Annotated in this window: 17 protein-coding genes; 12 read left to right on the top strand and 5 right to left on the bottom strand. The window is 63.6% G+C overall.

All coding sequences use genetic code 11. The annotated features are described in order from the left end of the window. Positions 1 to 14: 14 nt before the first annotated feature. The 9 genes from B4E36_RS08365 (at position 15) to B4E36_RS08325 (ending at position 6,153) form a co-directional block, all read left to right on the top strand. Entirely contained in the window at positions 15 to 200 is a 186-nt protein-coding gene (locus tag B4E36_RS08365) for a hypothetical protein (protein WP_414673748.1), read from the top strand. A 222-nt stretch (positions 201 to 422) separates the two neighbouring features. Beyond that, positions 423 to 1,715 (top strand): UDP-N-acetylglucosamine 1-carboxyvinyltransferase, encoded by a 1,293-nt coding sequence (gene murA / locus B4E36_RS08360; RefSeq protein WP_292057403.1) that lies wholly within the window; start codon positions 423 to 425, stop codon positions 1,713 to 1,715. A 95-nt stretch (positions 1,716 to 1,810) separates the two neighbouring features. Next, complete coding sequence (locus tag B4E36_RS08355) at positions 1,811 to 2,251, top strand: DUF2948 family protein (protein WP_292057401.1); 441 nt, start codon at positions 1,811 to 1,813, stop codon at positions 2,249 to 2,251. A 44-nt stretch (positions 2,252 to 2,295) separates the two neighbouring features. Then, a complete protein-coding gene (gene hisD / locus B4E36_RS08350; RefSeq protein WP_292057399.1) occupies positions 2,296 to 3,594 on the top strand; it encodes a histidinol dehydrogenase in 1,299 nt (432 codons plus the stop codon). Positions 3,595 to 3,596: 2 nt separating this feature from the next. Next, positions 3,597 to 4,070 carry a UPF0262 family protein gene (locus B4E36_RS08345; protein ID WP_018067565.1) on the top strand — a complete coding sequence of 158 codons (474 nt, stop codon included), beginning with the start codon at positions 3,597 to 3,599 and terminating at the stop codon, positions 4,068 to 4,070. A 246-nt stretch (positions 4,071 to 4,316) separates the two neighbouring features. After that, complete coding sequence (infA, locus tag B4E36_RS08340) at positions 4,317 to 4,535, top strand: translation initiation factor IF-1 (protein WP_018067566.1); 219 nt, start codon at positions 4,317 to 4,319, stop codon at positions 4,533 to 4,535. Positions 4,536 to 4,560: 25 nt separating this feature from the next. Next, positions 4,561 to 5,181: a Maf family nucleotide pyrophosphatase gene (locus B4E36_RS08335; protein WP_292057397.1), complete on the top strand. Its 621-nt coding sequence runs from the start codon at positions 4,561 to 4,563 to the stop codon at positions 5,179 to 5,181. Further along, entirely contained in the window at positions 5,178 to 5,378 is a 201-nt protein-coding gene (gene yacG / locus B4E36_RS08330; RefSeq protein WP_018067568.1) for a DNA gyrase inhibitor YacG, read from the top strand. The genes B4E36_RS08335 and yacG overlap by 4 nt, the downstream gene beginning before the upstream one ends. Positions 5,379 to 5,478: 100 nt before the next feature. Then, positions 5,479 to 6,153 carry a ceramidase domain-containing protein gene (locus B4E36_RS08325; RefSeq protein WP_345900228.1) on the top strand — a complete coding sequence of 225 codons (675 nt, stop codon included), beginning with the start codon at positions 5,479 to 5,481 and terminating at the stop codon, positions 6,151 to 6,153. Here B4E36_RS08325 and xth read toward each other — a convergent pair. The 4 genes from xth to purD all read right to left on the bottom strand — a co-directional run bounded on the left by xth (position 6,150) and on the right by purD (position 11,974). Continuing rightward, on the bottom strand, positions 6,150 to 6,953 hold the full coding sequence (gene xth / locus B4E36_RS08320; protein WP_292057395.1) for an exodeoxyribonuclease III: 804 nt from the start codon (positions 6,951 to 6,953) through the stop codon (positions 6,150 to 6,152). The genes B4E36_RS08325 and xth overlap by 4 nt on opposite strands. A 67-nt stretch (positions 6,954 to 7,020) precedes the next feature. Next, positions 7,021 to 7,746, bottom strand: coding sequence for an outer membrane lipoprotein carrier protein LolA (locus B4E36_RS08315; protein ID WP_292057393.1), 726 nt, complete (start codon positions 7,744 to 7,746; stop codon positions 7,021 to 7,023). A 99-nt stretch (positions 7,747 to 7,845) separates the two neighbouring features. Beyond that, entirely contained in the window at positions 7,846 to 10,518 is a 2,673-nt protein-coding gene (locus B4E36_RS08310) for an FtsK/SpoIIIE family DNA translocase (protein WP_292057391.1), read from the bottom strand. 184 nt (positions 10,519 to 10,702) lie between these two features. Beyond that, positions 10,703 to 11,974: a phosphoribosylamine--glycine ligase gene (gene purD / locus B4E36_RS08305; RefSeq protein WP_292057390.1), complete on the bottom strand. Its 1,272-nt coding sequence runs from the start codon at positions 11,972 to 11,974 to the stop codon at positions 10,703 to 10,705. Between the two features lie 185 nt (positions 11,975 to 12,159). Here purD and B4E36_RS08300 point away from each other — a divergent pair, with 185 nt between their 5' ends. From B4E36_RS08300 to ubiA, 3 genes are all read left to right on the top strand, one after another. Further along, the gene (locus B4E36_RS08300) at positions 12,160 to 14,445 is read left to right on the top strand and encodes a Tex family protein (protein ID WP_292057388.1); all 2,286 of its coding nucleotides are present in this window, start codon (positions 12,160 to 12,162) and stop codon (positions 14,443 to 14,445) included. A gap of 305 nt (positions 14,446 to 14,750) precedes the next feature. Beyond that, positions 14,751 to 16,013 (top strand): SAM-dependent methyltransferase, encoded by a 1,263-nt coding sequence (locus tag B4E36_RS08295; RefSeq protein WP_292057386.1) that lies wholly within the window; start codon positions 14,751 to 14,753, stop codon positions 16,011 to 16,013. A gap of 24 nt (positions 16,014 to 16,037) precedes the next feature. After that, positions 16,038 to 16,991: a 4-hydroxybenzoate octaprenyltransferase gene (ubiA, locus tag B4E36_RS08290; RefSeq protein WP_292057384.1), complete on the top strand. Its 954-nt coding sequence runs from the start codon at positions 16,038 to 16,040 to the stop codon at positions 16,989 to 16,991. 15 nt (positions 16,992 to 17,006) lie between these two features. On the opposite strand, the gene B4E36_RS08285 is transcribed toward ubiA, so the two are convergent. Further along, on the bottom strand, positions 17,007 to 17,567 hold the full coding sequence (locus B4E36_RS08285) for a DUF6101 family protein (protein ID WP_018067578.1): 561 nt from the start codon (positions 17,565 to 17,567) through the stop codon (positions 17,007 to 17,009). Positions 17,568 to 17,860 lie beyond the last annotated feature (293 nt).

Raw genomic sequence — 17,860 nt, 5'->3', positions numbered from 1 at the left:
AAACGATGACCGCCATGGACGACAAGCCGAACAAGAAAGCATCCGAGCGCGCCGCTGAGGAACGCAAGGCCCGCGCGGCGCAGAAGCTCAGGGAAAACCTGATGCGGCGCAAGCAGCAGTCGCGCGCGCGCCGCAAGGGCGCGGCCGACGAGACCGACGGCCTGCCGGCCTCCAGTAGCCGGAAGAACACAGAGGATTAACCCTGGCGGGTTGACCCGGCGCTTTCCGCCGTGTCCGCCACGCCCCTGCCATTTTTGGCCGGTCCCTTGGGCCTATCCCGCGCATTCCATTCAGTCTCGCGCAAATCCGCCGGTTTCGGCAACGACTTGTCAACCAATGCGATTGATCATACGGGCCGTTTCGTCTAATGCGACGCCCCATAGCTTCAAGGAGAGGCCGGGCCTGCCCCGGATTGACATCATATGGATAGAATCAGAGTAGTCGGCGGTAACCCGCTCAAGGGCGTCATCCCCATCTCCGGCGCGAAGAACGCCGCCCTGCCTCTGATGATCGCCTCGCTGCTCACCAGCGACACGCTGACGCTGGAGAACGTGCCGCATCTGGCCGATGTCGAATCGCTGATGCGCATTCTCGGCAGCCACGGCGTCGATATCTCGGTCAAGGGCCGGCGCGAACGCCAGGGTGACGGCTATGCCCGCACCATTCATTTCTCCTGCCCGACGATTACCGACACCACCGCGTCCTATGAACTGGTGCGCAAGATGCGCGCCTCGTTCTGGGTCATCGGCCCGCTTCTGGCGCGCGAGGGCATTGCCCGGGTCTCGCTGCCCGGCGGCTGCGCGATCGGCACCCGCCCTGTCGACCTGTTCATCGAGGGCCTGAAGGCGATGGGCGCGGAGATCGAGATCGACAGCGGCTATGTGGAAGCCAAGGCGCCCAAGGGCGGGCTTGCCGGCGGGCGCTATGTGTTCCCCAAGGTCTCGGTCGGCGCCACCCACACGCTGATGATGGCGGCAACGCTCGCCAACGGCACGACCGTTCTGGAAAACGCCGCGCGCGAGCCGGAAATCATCGACCTCGCCAACTGCCTGAAGGCCATGGGTGCGAAGATCGAGGGCGCGGGCACGACCACGATCACCATCGAGGGCGTCACCTCGCTTTCGGGCGCGCGGCACAGCGTGCTGCCGGACCGGATCGAGACCGGCACCTATGCCATGGCGGTCGCCATGACCGGCGGCGAAGTCACGCTTGAAAACACTGACGCCAAGCTGCTTTCGGCCGCTCTTGCCGCGCTGAGCGCCGCCGGCGCGGAGATCACCACCACCGAAACCGGCATCCATATCGTCGGCCATGGCGATGATATCCGCCCGGTGGACGTCACCACCGAGCCCTATCCCGGCTTTCCGACCGACCTGCAGGCGCAGTTCATGGGGCTGATGACCCGCGCCAAGGGCACGGCGCGGATCGTCGAGACCATTTTCGAAAACCGGTTCATGCATGTGCAGGAACTGGCGCGCCTCGGCGCCGATATCGCGCTTTCCGGCCAGACGGCGACCATTCGCGGCGTCAAGGAGCTCCACGGCGCACCGGTGATGGCGACCGATCTGCGCGCATCCGTCTCGCTGGTCATTGCCGGCCTTGCCGCCAGGGGCGAAACCAATGTCTCGCGCGTCTATCATCTCGACCGCGGTTTCGAGCGTCTGGAAGAAAAACTCACCAATTGCGGCGCCGAAATCGAACGGATTTCCGACTGACGCCGATAAACTGGCCGGGGACGGGGTCGAGCGGTTGCGAAATCCCTCCCTTGGCTCTATCTCGGTGTAAACAGCAACCGCCGGGAATTTATGCAATGACGACCGACCCCCTGAAGCTTATGGCGCTCGACGAGGAAGACCTCGCCGTGATTTCGGCCCATATGCAGGACGCCGTCTTTCTCTCGCCGGATGTGTCGTTCTCCAAGGTGGCCGGGCAGCTTCAGCTTCTCACCAACCGGTTCGTCTGGGAAAAGAAGCGCGGCTTCTTCAAGAAGCCCGAGCGGCGGCGCGCGGCGCTGGTGTTCAAGCGGGTGAAGGCGGTGCGCAGCATCGGGCTGGAACGGGATGCCCGTGACGCGGTCAACAATCTTCTGTCGATCCAGTTCGAGAAGGCGGGCGAAGGCCCGGAGGGCTCGATCGTGCTGACGCTTTCGGGCGGCGGCGAGATCGTTGCGGATGTCGAATGCATCGAGGCGCTGATGAGCGATCTTTCCGGCAGCTGGGAAGCCCGCGCAAGGCCCCACCACCCCCGCTGAACCCTTCCGCTGACCCTTTCTTCAATTGAGTGACCGAGGCAAATATGGCGATCTGGCTGAACGCGGCGGATGACGGTTTCGAGAGCGCCTTCCAGGACCTGCTTTCGATGAAGCGCGAGGTCTCGAAGGATGTCTCCGACGTCGTCGAGAGGATCCTCGCCCGCGTGCGCGCCGAAGGGGATGCCGCCCTTGCCGATTACTCGGCCCGGTTCGACAGCATCGACTTCGCCGTCACCCCGATGCGTGTCGGCGCGGATGAGCTCGAAGCCGCCTATGCCGCCGTCGATCCCAAGGTGATCGACGCGCTGACGCTTGCCGAAAAGCGCATCCGCAGCCACCACGCACGGCAACTGCCGAAGGACGATTTCTACGAGGACGATATCGGCGTCGGGCTTGGCCATCGCTGGACGGCGGTCGAGGCGGTCGGCCTTTACGTGCCGGGCGGCACGGCGAGCTATCCGAGTTCGGTTCTGATGAATGCTGTTCCGGCGAAGGTCGCGGGCGTGGAGCGCGTCGTGATGGTGGTGCCTGCGATGAAGGGCGCGGTCAACCCGGCCGTGCTTGCGGCCGCGAAGATCGCCGGCGTCACCGAGATCTACCGCATCGGCGGCGCGCAGGCGATAGCGGCCCTTGCCTACGGCACCGAAACCATCGCGCCGGTCTCCAAGATCGTCGGTCCCGGCAATGCCTATGTGGCCGCCGCCAAGCGCGCCGTGTTCGGCACGGTCGGCATCGACATGATCGCCGGACCCTCCGAAGTGCTGGTGATCGCCGACGGCGACAACAATCCCGACTGGATCGCGGCCGACCTCCTAGCGCAGGCCGAGCATGACAGCGGCGCGCAGTCGATCCTGATCACCACGGATGCCGCTCTCGGGCGCGCCGTTGAAGAGGCCGTGGAGCGGCAGTTGAAGACGCTGCCTCGGGCCGAGATCGCGGGCGCGAGCTGGCGCGATTTCGGCGCGATCATCACCGTGCCGGATCTTCAAGCCGCCATGCCGATCGCAAATCGCATCGCGCCGGAGCATCTGGAGCTTGCCGTCGATGACCCGGACGCACTGATCCCCTCCGTGCGCAATGCCGGCGCCATCTTCGTCGGCCATTTCACGCCGGAGGCGATCGGCGATTATGTCGGCGGTTCCAACCATGTTCTGCCGACCGCCCGCTCCGCCCGGTTTTCCTCCGGCCTGTCGGTGCTCGACTTCATGAAGCGCACCTCAATCCTGAAACTTGGCCCCGAACAACTGAATGCGCTTGCGCCGGCAGCCATCGAGCTTGCAGAATGCGAGGGGTTGTCCGCCCACGGGCGATCGGTATCCATCCGCCTCAACCGCAAGGACTAGCAATGAGCGAGGGCGAATTCAGGCTGAGCGATGTCGAACTCGACGAGAGCATCGGCCGGGCCTCGCCCGATGTCGAGCACGAACGCGCGGTCGCGATTTTCGATCTCCTGGAGGAAAACCACTTCAAGCCGGTCGGCCATGCCGGCGGGCCCTACAAGCTGACGCTGTCGATCATCGAAAAGCGGCTGGTGTTCGACATCACGCTCGAAAACGGCGAGAAAGTCGCGACCCATATTCTGTCGCTGACGCCGTTCCGGCGGATCGTGAAAGACTATTTCATGATCTGCGACAGCTATTACGAAGCGATCAAATCCGCCTCCCCCGCCAAGATCGAGGCGATCGACATGGGCAGGCGCGGCGTCCACAACGAGGGTTCGCAAACGCTGCAGGACCGGCTGAAGGGCAAGATCGAAATGGATTTCGACACCGCCAGACGGTTGTTCACCCTGTTTTGCGTGCTCTACTGGCGCGGCTGATCGGCACGGCGCAGGCCTTGCAGGCTGGACGGAACAAAAAGCGTTCATGCCAGCAAACAAGGTTCACAAACGGCGAACTATTGTGTAGGTTCCGCCGCAAATCCCGCAGTTCTCCGCGCGTTCACCCGCTGCGCCAGGGCTGCAACTCAATGAAACTGGCACTTCCCCGCCGGCGTCAAGCCCCAGCGGGGTCGTGGCGTTTTGACCGGTCTTCCGGCAACGCAACAAGGAAAAGAAACGACATACATGGCAAAAGAAGAAGTACTTGAATTTCCGGGCGTCGTCGTCGAGCTTCTGCCGAACGCGACTTTCCGGGTCAAGCTCGAAAACGAGCACGAAATCATCGCCCACACCGCCGGCCGCATGCGCAAGAACCGCATTCGCGTTCTCGCCGGCGACAAGGTCCTGGTCGAGATGACCCCCTATGACCTGACCAAGGGCCGCATCACCTACCGCTTCAAGTAAAAGCGCCCGGCGCCGAGGATCCGGCTTGACCGCACCGAACCCCAAACTCGTGCTGGCATCGGCGTCGCCGCGCAGGGTCGAGCTTCTCGCCCAGATCGGCGTGACGCCCGATCGCGTTCATCCCGCCGATATCGACGAAAGCCCGCTTGCGAAGGAAACCCCGCGCCAGCTTGCCGGCCGGCTTGCCCGCCAGAAGGCGGAAGCCGTTTGCAGCGCCCTTTCGGGCGATCCCGAATGGCAGGGTGCGCTTGTGATCGCGGCGGATACGGTGGTGGCCGTCGGTCGGCGGGTGCTACCGAAGGCAGAGACCGAGGACCAGGCGAGCGCCTGTCTGGCGCTTCTGTCCGGACGCGGGCACAGGGTCTATACCGGGCTCTGCGTTCACCCGGTCGGCGAAAGCGGCCACAAGGAGCGGGTCGTGGAAACCCGCGTCACCTTCAAGCATCTTTCGAAACAGGAAATGGCGGGCTATCTCGCCTCGCGCGACTGGGACGGCAAGGCCGGCGGCTATGCCATTCAGGGGCCAGCGGCAGCCTTTATCAGCCAGCTCGTCGGCTCGCATTCCGCCGTGATCGGCCTGCCGCTTTATGAGACCGCGATGCTGCTTTCCGGGCGCGGCTTCAATATCGCAGGAGAATGGACATGACCACCAAGGCAAGCGTGGAACCGCTGCGCAAACCGCGCAAATGCCCCGAATGCGGACGCCCGTCGACCCGCGAGGACTACCCGTTCTGCAGCAATCGCTGCCGCGAACTCGACCTGTCGCGCTGGCTGACCGGCTCCTACGCCATCCCCGTCGCCGAGGACGAATCGAAGGCGGATGGCGACGAGGGCGAATACTGAGTTTCTCGAAAGCGCCGAAAAATGCCCGCTGCCCCTTGCATGAGGGGGCAAAACAGGGAAACCATCCCGGACGTTCAGGCACAACGCTCCGGTGAAAACAATGGACCCCGCACCCTATATCGACATCTATTGCGAACGCACGACCGGCGCCTTCTGGGCCGAGCCGATCAACGCGCTCACGAACCTGGCCTTCATCATCGCGGCGCTCGTCGTCTGGCCCGCGGCCTGGCGCAGGCCCGAGCGCAGCCTGCTGGAACTGACGGTCATCGCGCTGGTCGGCGTCATCGGCGTCGGGTCGTTCCTGTTCCACACGCTCGCCACGCCGCTTTCGGCAGCGCTCGACGTGATCCCGATCTGGCTGTTCTTTTTCCTCTATATCCTGCTGCTGTTCGTGCGGGTGGCCGGCGGCAAGACCTTCGATATCATCGGCTACATGATCGCGACGATCATGGGCTTCGCGCTTGTCGTCTATCTGGTCGGGCTCGCCTCGCGCGGCGGTGACGCACCACTCAACGGATCGCTGCAATACGCCCCTGCCCTGATCGCCATGGCAGTCGCATCGGTGATCGCGGTCTGGCGCGATCACCCGGTCTGGGGCTATTTCGCGGGCGCCACCGCGATCTTCATCATGTCGCTGACATTCCGCAGCCTCGACCAGTCCACCTGCATGGCAACGGCTGGAATCGGCACCCACTTCCTATGGCATATTCTCAATGCCACGGTGCTTGGCTTGTTGCTGATGGGCGCGGTACGGGAACTGCCGCCGAAGAATTAGAACGCAAACGACGCCGTTACCGGCACGTGGTCGGACGGCTTTTCCCAGCCGCGCGCCTCGGTCAGGATATCGAAGCGCTGGAAAGCCGGGACGAGGTCCGGCGAGGTCCAGATATGGTCCAGCCGGCGGCCGCGATTGGCGGCCTGCCAGTCCTTGGCGCGGTAGCTCCACCAGGTGTAAAGCTTCTCGTCTTCCGGCGTGACGTGGCGCATCAGGTCCACCCAGCCGCCTTTGGCGATCAGATCCTTCATGCCTTCGGTCTCCACCGGCGTGTGGCTGACGACCTTCAGCAACTGCTTGTGCGACCAGACGTCGTTTTCCATCGGCGCGATATTGAGGTCGCCGACCAGGATCGAGCCGATGCCATCGCCCTGATCGGCCTTCAGCACCTTCATCTCATCCAGAAAATCGAGCTTGTGGCGGAATTTCGGGTTGATCTCGGGATCGGGCTCGTCGCCGCCGGCCGGCACGTAGAAATTATGCAGCCTGATCTTCCGCCCGCCGGCATCGAACACCACCGAGATGTGTCGGGTGTCGCCCATGGCGCAGTAATCGGTCGAGAACCCCTCGCCCAGCGGAATGCGCGAGACGATGGCGACCCCGTGATAGCCCTTCTGGCCATGGACCTCGATATGCTCGTAGCCGAGTTCGCGCAGCGGCTTGTAGGGGAACTGGTCGTTCAGGCATTTGATTTCCTGAAGGCACAGGATATCGGGCTGATAATCCTTCAGGAACCGCTCGACGATCGGCAGGCGCAGGCGCACCGAATTGATATTCCAGGTGGTGAGACTGAGTTCCACTGGCGCGCGCCTTCCTTGCTGAACGGGGCATCAGCAATAGGCGATTCGCCCGGAGACCGGAAGGGCGTCAGTTGCTGCTGCCCGGGCTTGCCATGATCTGGTCATAGGGAATGCGGAACACCGAGCGGGCGAATTTGACGCCGGTGCGGACATTGGAGAGGATCACGGTGGTGTCCTTGCCCTGGGCATCCGTGATCGTCCACTGGCGCAGATCGAAGGTCTTGCTGTCGAACATCATCGTGATCACCTGATCGCCGAAGATCGACTTGTCGCCGAGCACGATCACCGTCAGCCCGTTCTGCTCACGCACATCGCGCACCATGCGGTGCTGGAGGTCGATCTGGTCGGCAAGCAGCAGCGACAGCGGCGTGCGCGACAGGGGATAGAAATCCCAGGTATCGAGATCGCCATTGCCGACGGCGACGTTGCGACCGTCCGCGATCACCTTCAGCGTCGAGGGCGGATCATAGTCGAAACGCAGCTTGCCCGGACGCTCCAGATAGAACTTGCCGCCCGACTGCTCGCCGCGCGGGCCGAACTGCATGAACTCGCCGGTCATCGACTTGACCGAGGAGAAGTGATCGGCAACCCGCTGTGCGGCAACGCCGGAAGAGACAGGCGCGGCCTGGGCAACCTGAACCGAACCGTCGCGCTTGGTCGGCGTCGGCACATTGGCGCCCGTCGGGAGGGTCTGCGCAACGGCCGGCAGGCCGATCAGCAGCGCGGCGCCACCGGCGAGACCGCCGAGGAACTGCCGGCGAACCAGGGACGAAGTGTTTTTAGACTTGCTCATATATCCGATCCTGAAAACTGATTGCGGCCCCGTTGCGCCGCCAAAAGGGCGTTTTCGGGGCGCGGCGGCCTGCATGTCTCTGCCGGCAAAAATGGGGCGTCAGCGCGGGCCTTCAATGATGTCCTGCTCCGTCGGCACCAGAATTTCGCGTTTGCCCGCGTGATTGGCGGGGCCGATCACGCCTTCCTGCTCCATCCGCTCGATCAGGCTTGCGGCGCGGTTATAGCCGATGCCGAGACGGCGCTGGACATAGGAGGTCGAGGCCTTGCCGTCGCGCAGCACGATCGCCACCGCCTGGTCGTAAGGATCATCCGACTTCGCCATATTGTCGGCGCTGCCGCCGTCGCCGTCATAGCCTCCGTCGCCGTCCTCATCGTCATCGGCGGTGATCGCGTCGAGATACTCCGGCGTGCCCTGGGTCTTCAGATAGGCGACGATGTCCTCGACTTCCGGATCCGAGACGAACGGGCCATGGACGCGCTGGATGCGCCCGCCGCCGGCCATGTGCAGCATGTCGCCCTGGCCGAGAAGCTGCTCAGCCCCCTGCTCGCCGAGAATGGTGCGGCTGTCGATCTTGGAGGTCACCTGGAACGAGATACGGGTCGGGAAGTTCGCCTTGATCGTACCGGTGATGACGTCGACCGACGGGCGCTGGGTGGCCATGATCACATGGATGCCGGCCGCGCGCGCCATCTGCGCCAGCCGCTGGACGGCGCCTTCGATATCCTTGCCGGCGACCATCATCAGGTCTGCCATCTCGTCGATGATCACGACGATATAGGGCATCGGCTCGAGATCGAATTCCTCGGTCTCGTAGATCGCCTCGCCGGTCTCGCGGTCGAAGCCGGTCTGGACGGTGCGCGACAGCGTTTCGCCCTTTTCCTGAGCCTGCGCGACGCGGCTGTTGAAGCCGTCGATATTGCGCACGCCGAGCTTGGCCATGTTCTTGTAGCGCTCTTCCATCTCGCGCACGGTCCATTTCAGCGCGACGACCGCCTTCTTGGGATCGGTGACGACCGGCGACAGCAAATGCGGAATGCCGTCATAGACGGAGAGCTCGAGCATTTTCGGGTCGATCATGATCAGGCGGCACTGCTCGGGCGACAGCCGATAGAGCAGCGACAGGATCATGGTGTTGACGGCGACCGACTTACCGGAACCGGTGGTGCCGGCGATCAAGAGATGCGGCATCTTCGCAAGATCGACCGTGACCGATTCGCCGCCGATCGTCTTGCCGAGCGCCATGGCGAGCTTGGCCTTGGAATTCTGGAAATCCTGGCTGGCGATGATCTCGCGCAGGAATACCGTCTCACGGTGCGGATTGGGCAGTTCGATGCCGATGGCATTGCGACCGGGAATGACGGCGACGCGGGCGGAGATCGCCGCCATCGAGCGAGCGATATCGTCGGCAAGGCCGATGACCCGCGAGGACTTGATGCCGGGCGCGGGCTCCAACTCGTAGAGGGTCACGACCGGACCGGGCCGGACGTGGATGATTTCGCCCTTCACGCCGAAATCCTCAAGCACCTTTTCGAGCGTGCGGGCATTGTCTTCCAGCACCTCCTTCGACAGCGCCTTGTCGCGGGCAAGCCCCTTGGGCTCGGCCAGCAATGCTGCGGATGGCAGTTCGAAGCCGTGCGGCGAAAACGCGCCTCGGGAGGGCCGGCGCATGGTTTCCGCGTTCACCGGCTGGGGCGGCGGCGCGGGTGCGGCCACCACCGGCGCACGCGGCGTCTGACGCGTGACGCGCGGCTCGGTAGGCCCGAAATCGGCGCTCAGCACGCCCTCGGGCAGGTCGTTGTCATCGTCGAAATCGTCGCCCATCCGGCCTTCATAATCGAAGGGCGGCGGGTCGGCGGGCCTGTAGCCCGTCTCGCGCGGACGGTCGGGATCGACAAGGCTCGGCTCGCCGCTGCGCCGCCATGATGACGGATAGGCCGGCTCGTCATCGTCCAGCCGGTCGAGACCGTCCTCATTGAAGTCATAGGGCGCGTCGAAATCCTCATCCTCGTCCCGCCGACGGCCGAAGATCTTGTTGAGGCGAGCGCGCGAAATGTACCAGGTATGGGCGGCATAGCCGATCAGCGGCGCAAGCGAGAACCAGCCTTCGCGCTCCTCCGACAGATCGGAAACGGTCGGCGCGCCGGGATCGCTCGACTGGCGTTTCGCGACCGGCTTTTCCGGAACGATCCGGGGTTGGCGAATGATCAGGCCGGCGGCATAAAGCTGAAGAAACAGCGCCGGCAACGCGAAAATGCCGCCGACGATCATCGCGGCAAGGCCCGAGGGATATTGCCCGATGAACAGCGCCGGGAAACGCAGGATCAGATCGCCGGAAACGCCGCCGAGGCCGTTCGGCAGCGGCCATGTCGGCGGCGGCGGCACGCAGCCGAGCACCGCGGCGGTGAGGATCGCGGCGCCGATCCAGGCGAAGAAGCGCGAGGGTTTGCGATAAATCCGCTTTCCCGCCATCATCGCCAGCGACCACGCGAGCACCGGCAGCAGCGCGAACACGCTTGCCAAGCCGAAGGCCTGCATCACGATGTCGGCGAAATCGGCGCCGGGATAGCCGAGAATATTGGTTGGCAGTCGGCCGGTGGCATGAAGCGCGCTTGGATCATCGACATTCCACGTCGCCATCGCCGCGATCGCAAGGCAGAGAACCACGAACAGCGCAAAGCCAAAAAGGGCTGCCACATAGCGCCGGACAAACCCGATAAGCGAGAACTCGCCGCCTCTTCCGTGTTCAAACCGCTCTGCCCGTGCAGCCATGACCAGTACCCTCATACCTTCAACCGAACGCACCCGCCCGGAAACGAAGGGGTCTCCCGGCAGATTCGCAGCCGAGGCTAACAGCGATGGGTTAAAGCCTCTTTAACCATCGCCGGGTCGTGTCCCAGACGACACTTTTCCACGGGTAATCTGCTGGAACTGTGGCCTGCCCGCGGCTCGCCGATCAGCCCTCTTCGCGGGCAACCGCGCGCCAGCCGATATCGCGGCGGCAGAAGCCTTCCGGCCAGTCGATGCTCTCGATCAGTTCATAGGCGCGGGTCTGCGCCTCGGTGACGTTGGGGCCAAGCGCGGTGACGTTCAGCACCCGTCCGCCATTGGCGACAAGCTTGCCGTCCTTGAACGCGGTTCCTGCATGGAAGGTTCGGGCGGTGGCGTCATCGGCGGGCAGCGCCTTGATCTCGCTGCCCTTCTTGTAGGCGCCGGGATAGCCCTTGGTCGCCATCACCACGGTCAGTGCGGTCTGCTCGCTCCAATCGGCGCCAACCGAATCGAGCCTGCCCTCGGCGCAGGCAAGGAGGATCGGCAGCAGATCGCTCTTCAGCCGCATCATCATCACCTGGCATTCCGGATCGCCGAAGCGGGCGTTGTATTCGATCAGCTCGGGGCCCTTTTCGGTGATCATCAGCCCGGCATAGAGCACGCCCTGAAACGGATGGCCCATTTCCGCCATGCCCCGAATCGTCGGCTCGATGATCTCTTTCATCGTGCGCTCGGTCATCGCCGCATCCATCACGGGCGCCGGCGAATAGGCGCCCATGCCGCCGGTGTTCGGTCCGGTATCGCCATCGCCGACGGCCTTGTGATCCTGCGCGGTGGCGAGCGGCAGGGCGTGTTTTCCGTCGGAAAGGCAGAAGAAGCTCGCCTCCTCGCCCACCAGAAATTCCTCGACCACCACTTCCGCGCCGGCGGAGCCGAATGTGCCGGAGAAGCAATCATCAATCGCGGCGAGCGCCTCGTCATTGGTCCGGGCGACGGTGACGCCCTTGCCGGCGGCGAGGCCATCGGCCTTGATCACGATCGGCGCGCCGATTTCATGCACATAGGCCTTTGCGGCCTCTGCATTGTCGAAGCGCTGATAGGCCCCGGTCGGAATGTTGTAACGCGCGCACAGATCCTTGGTGAAGCCCTTGGACCCCTCAAGCTGCGCCGCCGCCTTGGTGGGGCCAAACACCTTCAGCCCTGCGGCCTGCAGGTCATCCGCAAGCCCGGCGACCAGCGGAGCTTCGGGGCCGACCACCACGAGGTCGATCGCCTTTTCTCGGCAAAACGCCGTGACCGCCGCATGGTCGGTGACATCGAGCGCCACGCAGACTGCATGGGCGGCAATGCCCGGATTGCCCGGAGCCGCATAGAAATCACCAATTTCGGGGGATTGCGCGAGTTTCCAGGCCAGCGCGTGTTCGCGCCCGCCAGAGCCGATCAGAAGGACATGCATGGGGTTTGCTCCAGTTGTCACCTGCTGGCGGTTGGGTAAGCAGGCCGGCGACAAAGGTCAAGGCCGGGACGCGTTAACATCCGGGGCAATATTGTGGAAGGCCGCGCGCGCCCTCGCCAAAGCCATTGTTTCGGCGCTATGAACGCCTAAATTCGCCTCTCCCGTAAAAGATGGAAACGATACATATGGCCGCAGAAAAAATCGCCCGCATCGTCGCAGAGGAAATCAAGGCCCGCCCCGAACAGGTGGATGCCGCGCTGAAGCTTCTGGATGAGGGTGCGACCGTGCCATTCGTCGCGCGCTACCGCAAGGAGGCCACCGGCGGGCTCGATGACGGCCAGCTGCGCACGCTCGCCGAACGCGTGGGTTATCTGCGCGAACTGGAGGCCCGGCGCGCCACGATCGTCGAATCGATCACCAGCCAGGGCAAGATGACGGATGAGCTTTCCGGCAAGATCGCCACTGTGACCACCAAATCCGAACTCGAAGACCTCTACCTCCCCTACAAGCCGAAGCGCCGCACCCGCGCGATGATCGCCCGCGAGAACGGGCTTCAGCCGCTGGCCGACGCGATTTTCCAGGACCGGACCTCGGACCCGGAGAAGCTTGCCGAGGCCTATGTCAACGACAAGGTCGCAGACACCCGCGCTGCCCTCGACGGCGTGCGCGATATCCTGTCGGAGGAATTCGCCGAAAACGCCGAACTCGTCGGCAGGCTCAGGCACTATATGCGCGACAATGCGATGCTCTACGCCACGGTGGTCGCGGGCAAGGAAGAGGCCGGGCAGAAATTCTCGGACTATTTCGACCACGCCGAGAAATTCGCGACCGCGCCCGGCCATCGCGTGCTCGCCATGCTGCGCGGCTTCAACGAGGAAGTGCTGTCGGTCGCGATCGAGGCCGACCGCGACAGCCCCTCCCCGGTCAAGCCGGCCCAGCAGATGATCGCGCGCTTCTTCGATATCGACGGTGAGGGCAAGGCCAATGCCTTCCTGATGCAGGTCGCCGGCTGGTGCTGGCGGGTGAAGCTCTCTACCTCACTCTCGCTCGACCTGATGCGGGAAATGCGCGAACGCGCCGAGGACGAGGCGATCAATGTGTTTGCCCGCAATCTGAAGGACCTGCTGCTGGCCGCCCCGGCAGGCTCGCGCGTCACGCTCGGCCTCGATCCGGGCATCCGCACCGGCGTCAAGGTCGCCGCCGTCGATGGCACCGGCAAGCTGCTCGATACCGCCACCATCTATCCGTTCCAGCCGCGCAACGATATTCAGGGTTCGATGGCCGCGCTGAAGGCGCTGATCGCGCGCCATAACGTTTCGTTGATCGCGATCGGCAACGGCACGGCCAGCCGCGAGACCGAAAAACTGGTCGCCGACGTGCTGAAGGCGGTGCCCGAGCCGAAGCCGATGAAGGTCATCGTCTCAGAGGCCGGCGCCTCGGTTTACTCAGCCTCGGAGACGGCGGCGAAGGAATTTCCCGAGCTCGACGTTTCGCTGCGTGGCGCGGTTTCGATTGCCCGCCGCCTGCAGGATCCGCTGGCGGAACTTGTGAAGATCGAGCCGAAATCGATCGGCGTCGGCCAGTATCAGCACGATGTCGACCAGACGAAACTGTCGCGTTCGCTCGATGCCGTGGTCGAGGATGCGGTGAATGGCGTCGGCGTCGACCTCAACACCGCGTCCGCGCCGCTGCTTGCCCGCGTTTCCGGCCTCGGCCCCTCGATTGCCGAACAGATCGTGCTCCACCGCGATGCCAATGGCGCGTTCAGGAGCCGCAAGGAATTGCTGAAGGTCGCCCGTCTGGGGCCGCGCGCCTTCGAGCAGAGCGCCGGCTTCCTGCGCATCCGCGATGGCGTCGAGCCGCTCGATTCGTCCGCGGTCCACCCGGAAGCCTATGACGTGGCGAAGAAGATCGTCGCCGCCTGCGGGCGGGATCTGCGCGCGCTGATGGGCGACAGCGCGGCGCTGAAGGCCGTCGATCCGCGCGCCTTCGTCGATGACCGCTTCGGCCTGCCGACCGTGCGCGACATATTGTCGGAGCTTGAAAAGCCCGGCCGCGACCCGCGCCCGGAATTCAAGACGGCAAGCTTTGCCGACGGCATTGACGAGATTTCCGACCTGAAGCCCGGCATGGTGCTGGAAGGCACCGTCACCAATGTTGCCGCCTTCGGCGCCTTCGTCGATATCGGCGTGCATCAGGACGGCCTCGTCCACGTCTCCCAGCTCGCCGACCGCTTCGTCAAGGACCCGCACGAGGTGGTCAAGGCCGGCGACGTGGTGAAGGTTCGGGTCGTGGACGTCGACGTGAAGCGCAAGCGCATCGGGCTTTCGATGAAGAAGGACGACGGCGCACCTCCCGCCCGCGGTCCCCGCAACGATCGGCCGCGCGAGCGCGGCAATGACCGAGGCGGCAAGCCGCAGTCGCAGGGCGCATTCGGCGCAGCACTTGCGGATGCGATGCGGAAGAAGTGAGCGCTCGGCCTCGCAGGTCCGCGCGCCTGAATGACCCGCCCGCGATCTGCCGGCAGGCGATCGCGCGCATGCGCGGAAAAACTTAAGGACCAAAAGCGCCGATTCGCGATTCGGCGTGCTATCGGAATTGATCCCTTTGCCGATGCAAGCCCAGGGTGAAACAAAGCCGATTTCCCGCAGATGGGCGTGTCAACCGTCCGATTTACCATTGCATTGCCGCGTTTCCGCCGCCCTTGTTTCTTGCGACAGAATGAATAATGTGCGTGAAATAATATATGACATAAGCAGGCATTCGGGGGATTGCGATGGCTTCACAGCTATTCAACCTGATCGAAAAGATCATCAATACCGGGACATTACGGGTCAAAGACGCAACGGGGACGATCACAACATTCGGGGATGGCACTGGCGACCCGGTTGCCGTCCGGTTCACCGACAGCGAAGCGGAAAAGCTGATCGCCAGAGACCCGGCGCTCGCGCTTGGCGAGATGTACATGCAGGGCCGCTTCCAGATGGAAGAAGGCAATATCTACGACTTTCTGTCGCTGGTGCGCCGCAATACGCTCGCTATCGTGTTCTCGCCGCTGATGGCGGCCAGGCTGTTCTGGCGCACCGGCCTCGCGCAGTTGCAGACGCGGTTGCCGATCAACAGGAACCGCAAGAACGTCTCGCACCATTACGACCTGACGCCGCCGCTGTTCAGCCTGTTTCTGGATGAGGACTGGCAGTATTCCTGCGCTTATTTCGATCCGCCGGATATCTCGCTCGACGAGGCGCAGCTTGCCAAGAAGCGCCATATCGCCGCCAAGCTGCGGCTGAACGAGGGCCAGCGCCTGCTGGAAATCGGTTCCGGCTGGGGCGGGCTCAGCATGTATATCGCCGAGATGGCTGGCGTGGACTGCACCGGCATCACGCTCTCCCACGAGCAGCTTGCGATTTCCGCCGATCGCGCGGCAAAGCGCGGACTTTCGGACAAGGTTCGTTTCGAGTTGCAGGACTATCGCACCATGAAGGCCAAGCCCTTCGACCGGATCGTCTCGGTTGGCATGTTCGAACATGTCGGCATCGGCCGCTACCAGAACTTTTTCGACAAGTGTTTCGAGCTTCTGGACGACGACGGCGTGATGGTGCTGCATTCGATCGGACGCGATGTCGCGGCTCACGGCTTCAACAACCCGTTCATCGAGAAGTACATCTTCCCCGGCGGCTACATCCCCTCGCTTGCGGAAGTCTTGCCGGCGGTCGAAAAGTCCGGCCTGCTGGTGCGTGACATCGAAATCCTGCAGATGCACTACGCCTATACGCTGAGGGCATGGCGGGAGCGCTTTGTTGCGCGCAAGGAAGAGGCGATCAAACTCTATGACGAGCAGTTCTTCCGGATGTGGGAATTCTATCTCGCCGGCTCGGAAATGGCGTTCGAGTGGGACAAGATGTTCATCTTCCAGATGCAGCTTTCAAAGAGCCAGTTTGCCACGCCCAATAACCGCCGCTATATGTTCGAGGCGGAAGACAAACTGAAAGCCGCGGAAGCGAACCGGGCGCCGCTGGAGCCGGTCGCGTTTTCCTGATCCGGCTTTGTTCAGGGCAGGCAGATGAGCAATATTTTCGAGAATAATGGCCGCGTGGTCGACGCGCCGTCGGATAATTTCGTCTACCGGCTGCTGCCGCCTTCGCTGTGGCCCTACGCCCAGCTCGCCCGCTGGGACCGGCCGATCGGCTGGCAGCTCTTGCTGTGGCCGTGCCTTTGGTCGGCGGCGATGGCCGCCGGCGTGACGGCGGATGCCAGCGCCTTTCGGCCCGGCCAGTTTATCGCCCATTGTCTGCTGTTCTGGCTCGGCGCCGTCGCCATGCGCGGGGCGGGCTGCACCTATAATGATCTGGTCGACCACGATATCGACAATCAGGTGGCGAGAACCCGTTCGCGGCCGCTGCCCTCCGGCCGGGTGACCCGCCGCCAGGCGAAGATTTTCATCCTGCTGCAGGCGCTCACCGGGCTTGCGGTGCTGCTCTGTTTCAACCTCTTCACGATCGTGCTGGCGATCTCCTCGCTTGCGATTGTCGCGATCTACCCCTTTGCCAAGCGCTTCACCGACTGGCCGCAATTCGTGCTGGGGCTCGCCTTTTCCTGGGGCGCGCTGGTGGGATGGGCGGCGGTGTTCGGCGCGCTGTCGGGGCCGGCGCTGCTCGTCTATGTCGCCGCGGTTCTCTGGACCATCGGCTATGACACGATCTACGCGCATCAGGACAAGGAAGACGATGCCCTTATCGGCGTGCGCTCCACCGCGCGTCTGTTCGGCGACAACACCAAGCCCTGGCTGATCGGCTTTTACGGCGTGATGCTGGTGTTGATGGCGATTGCCTTCCGGGTGGCCGGGCTTGGCTGGCCAGCCTTTGCCGGGCTCGCGGTCGGCGGCGGCATGCTGTTTTGGCAGATATTCGTGCTCGATATCGAGGATGGCGACCAGTGCAAACGGCTGTTCCTCGCCAACCACCATGTCGGCATCGCGATTTTCGCCGGACTGGTGGTTTCGATCTTCATTGGTTGATTCCGGGGTTGACCTTCAGGCCGCGACCGCGCGCCCCGCAACCTTGAGGGCAACGCCGAGCTTGCCGTCTTCCATCCGCACCGTCAGGCGCGGGTTGGGTCGCGTTGCCTTGCGGCGGCGCGGGCCGGCCTCGTCATTGGCCGCAGTCACGCGATGCGGCTGGAAATCGACCGCGCGGGCGGCGCCATCGGCTTCGACCATCAGCATCGGAATATCATAGAGCAGCGCCCATTCCTGCCAGTCGGCCACGATCGCCTCGAGATCATGGGCGACCAGCAGCGGAATGCACAGTTCCGGATCGGCGTGATGCAGTTCCAGCGTCACCGTGATCGCGCCGTCGACATGGGCCACCGCGCGGGCGGCAACGCCCTTGAAGGCCCGACCCGGCAGCGCGATCGAGAACGGCAGGTTGCTGGACGGCAGGTTGCGCCTGACCACCGCGCCGCGGGTGTCGAGCTTGACGGCGATGCGGGCATCAGTGCCCTTGGCCGTGTAGGAGAATTTCTGCGGAAAATATGCGGGATCGATTCTCAGAACCGTATCATCCCGCCCCCTCAAAACTTGCGTATTCGTCATCTCGTCACCCTTGTCTTAGTCCCCGGTATCCGGCGCACATTTGCGAACTTTTTCGTTCGTCTGAGGGCGATCATAGGCGAGGTTGTTACCAGCCGCCTTAACAAGCACGGTTAAGAAATTCCAACGCGCATCAATGGTTATCAAAATCCGATTTCGAAGGGTTGAGAGAGCGTGAACGGCGTGGTGACGGTGCGTTAACCGCGAGGGGTGTGGGTTCTGTGAAAGAACGCAGGAAGCCACCAAACAATCTCCCCCCTTGAGGGGGAGATGCCCCGACAGGGGCAGAGAGGGGT

The organism is Martelella sp. UBA3392, from assembly GCF_002358775.1.
Taxonomy (GTDB): domain Bacteria; phylum Pseudomonadota; class Alphaproteobacteria; order Rhizobiales; family Rhizobiaceae; genus Martelella; species Martelella mediterranea.
Note: the sequence above shows the minus strand (reverse complement) of the source record. Positions and strands in the feature narration are given on the sequence as shown.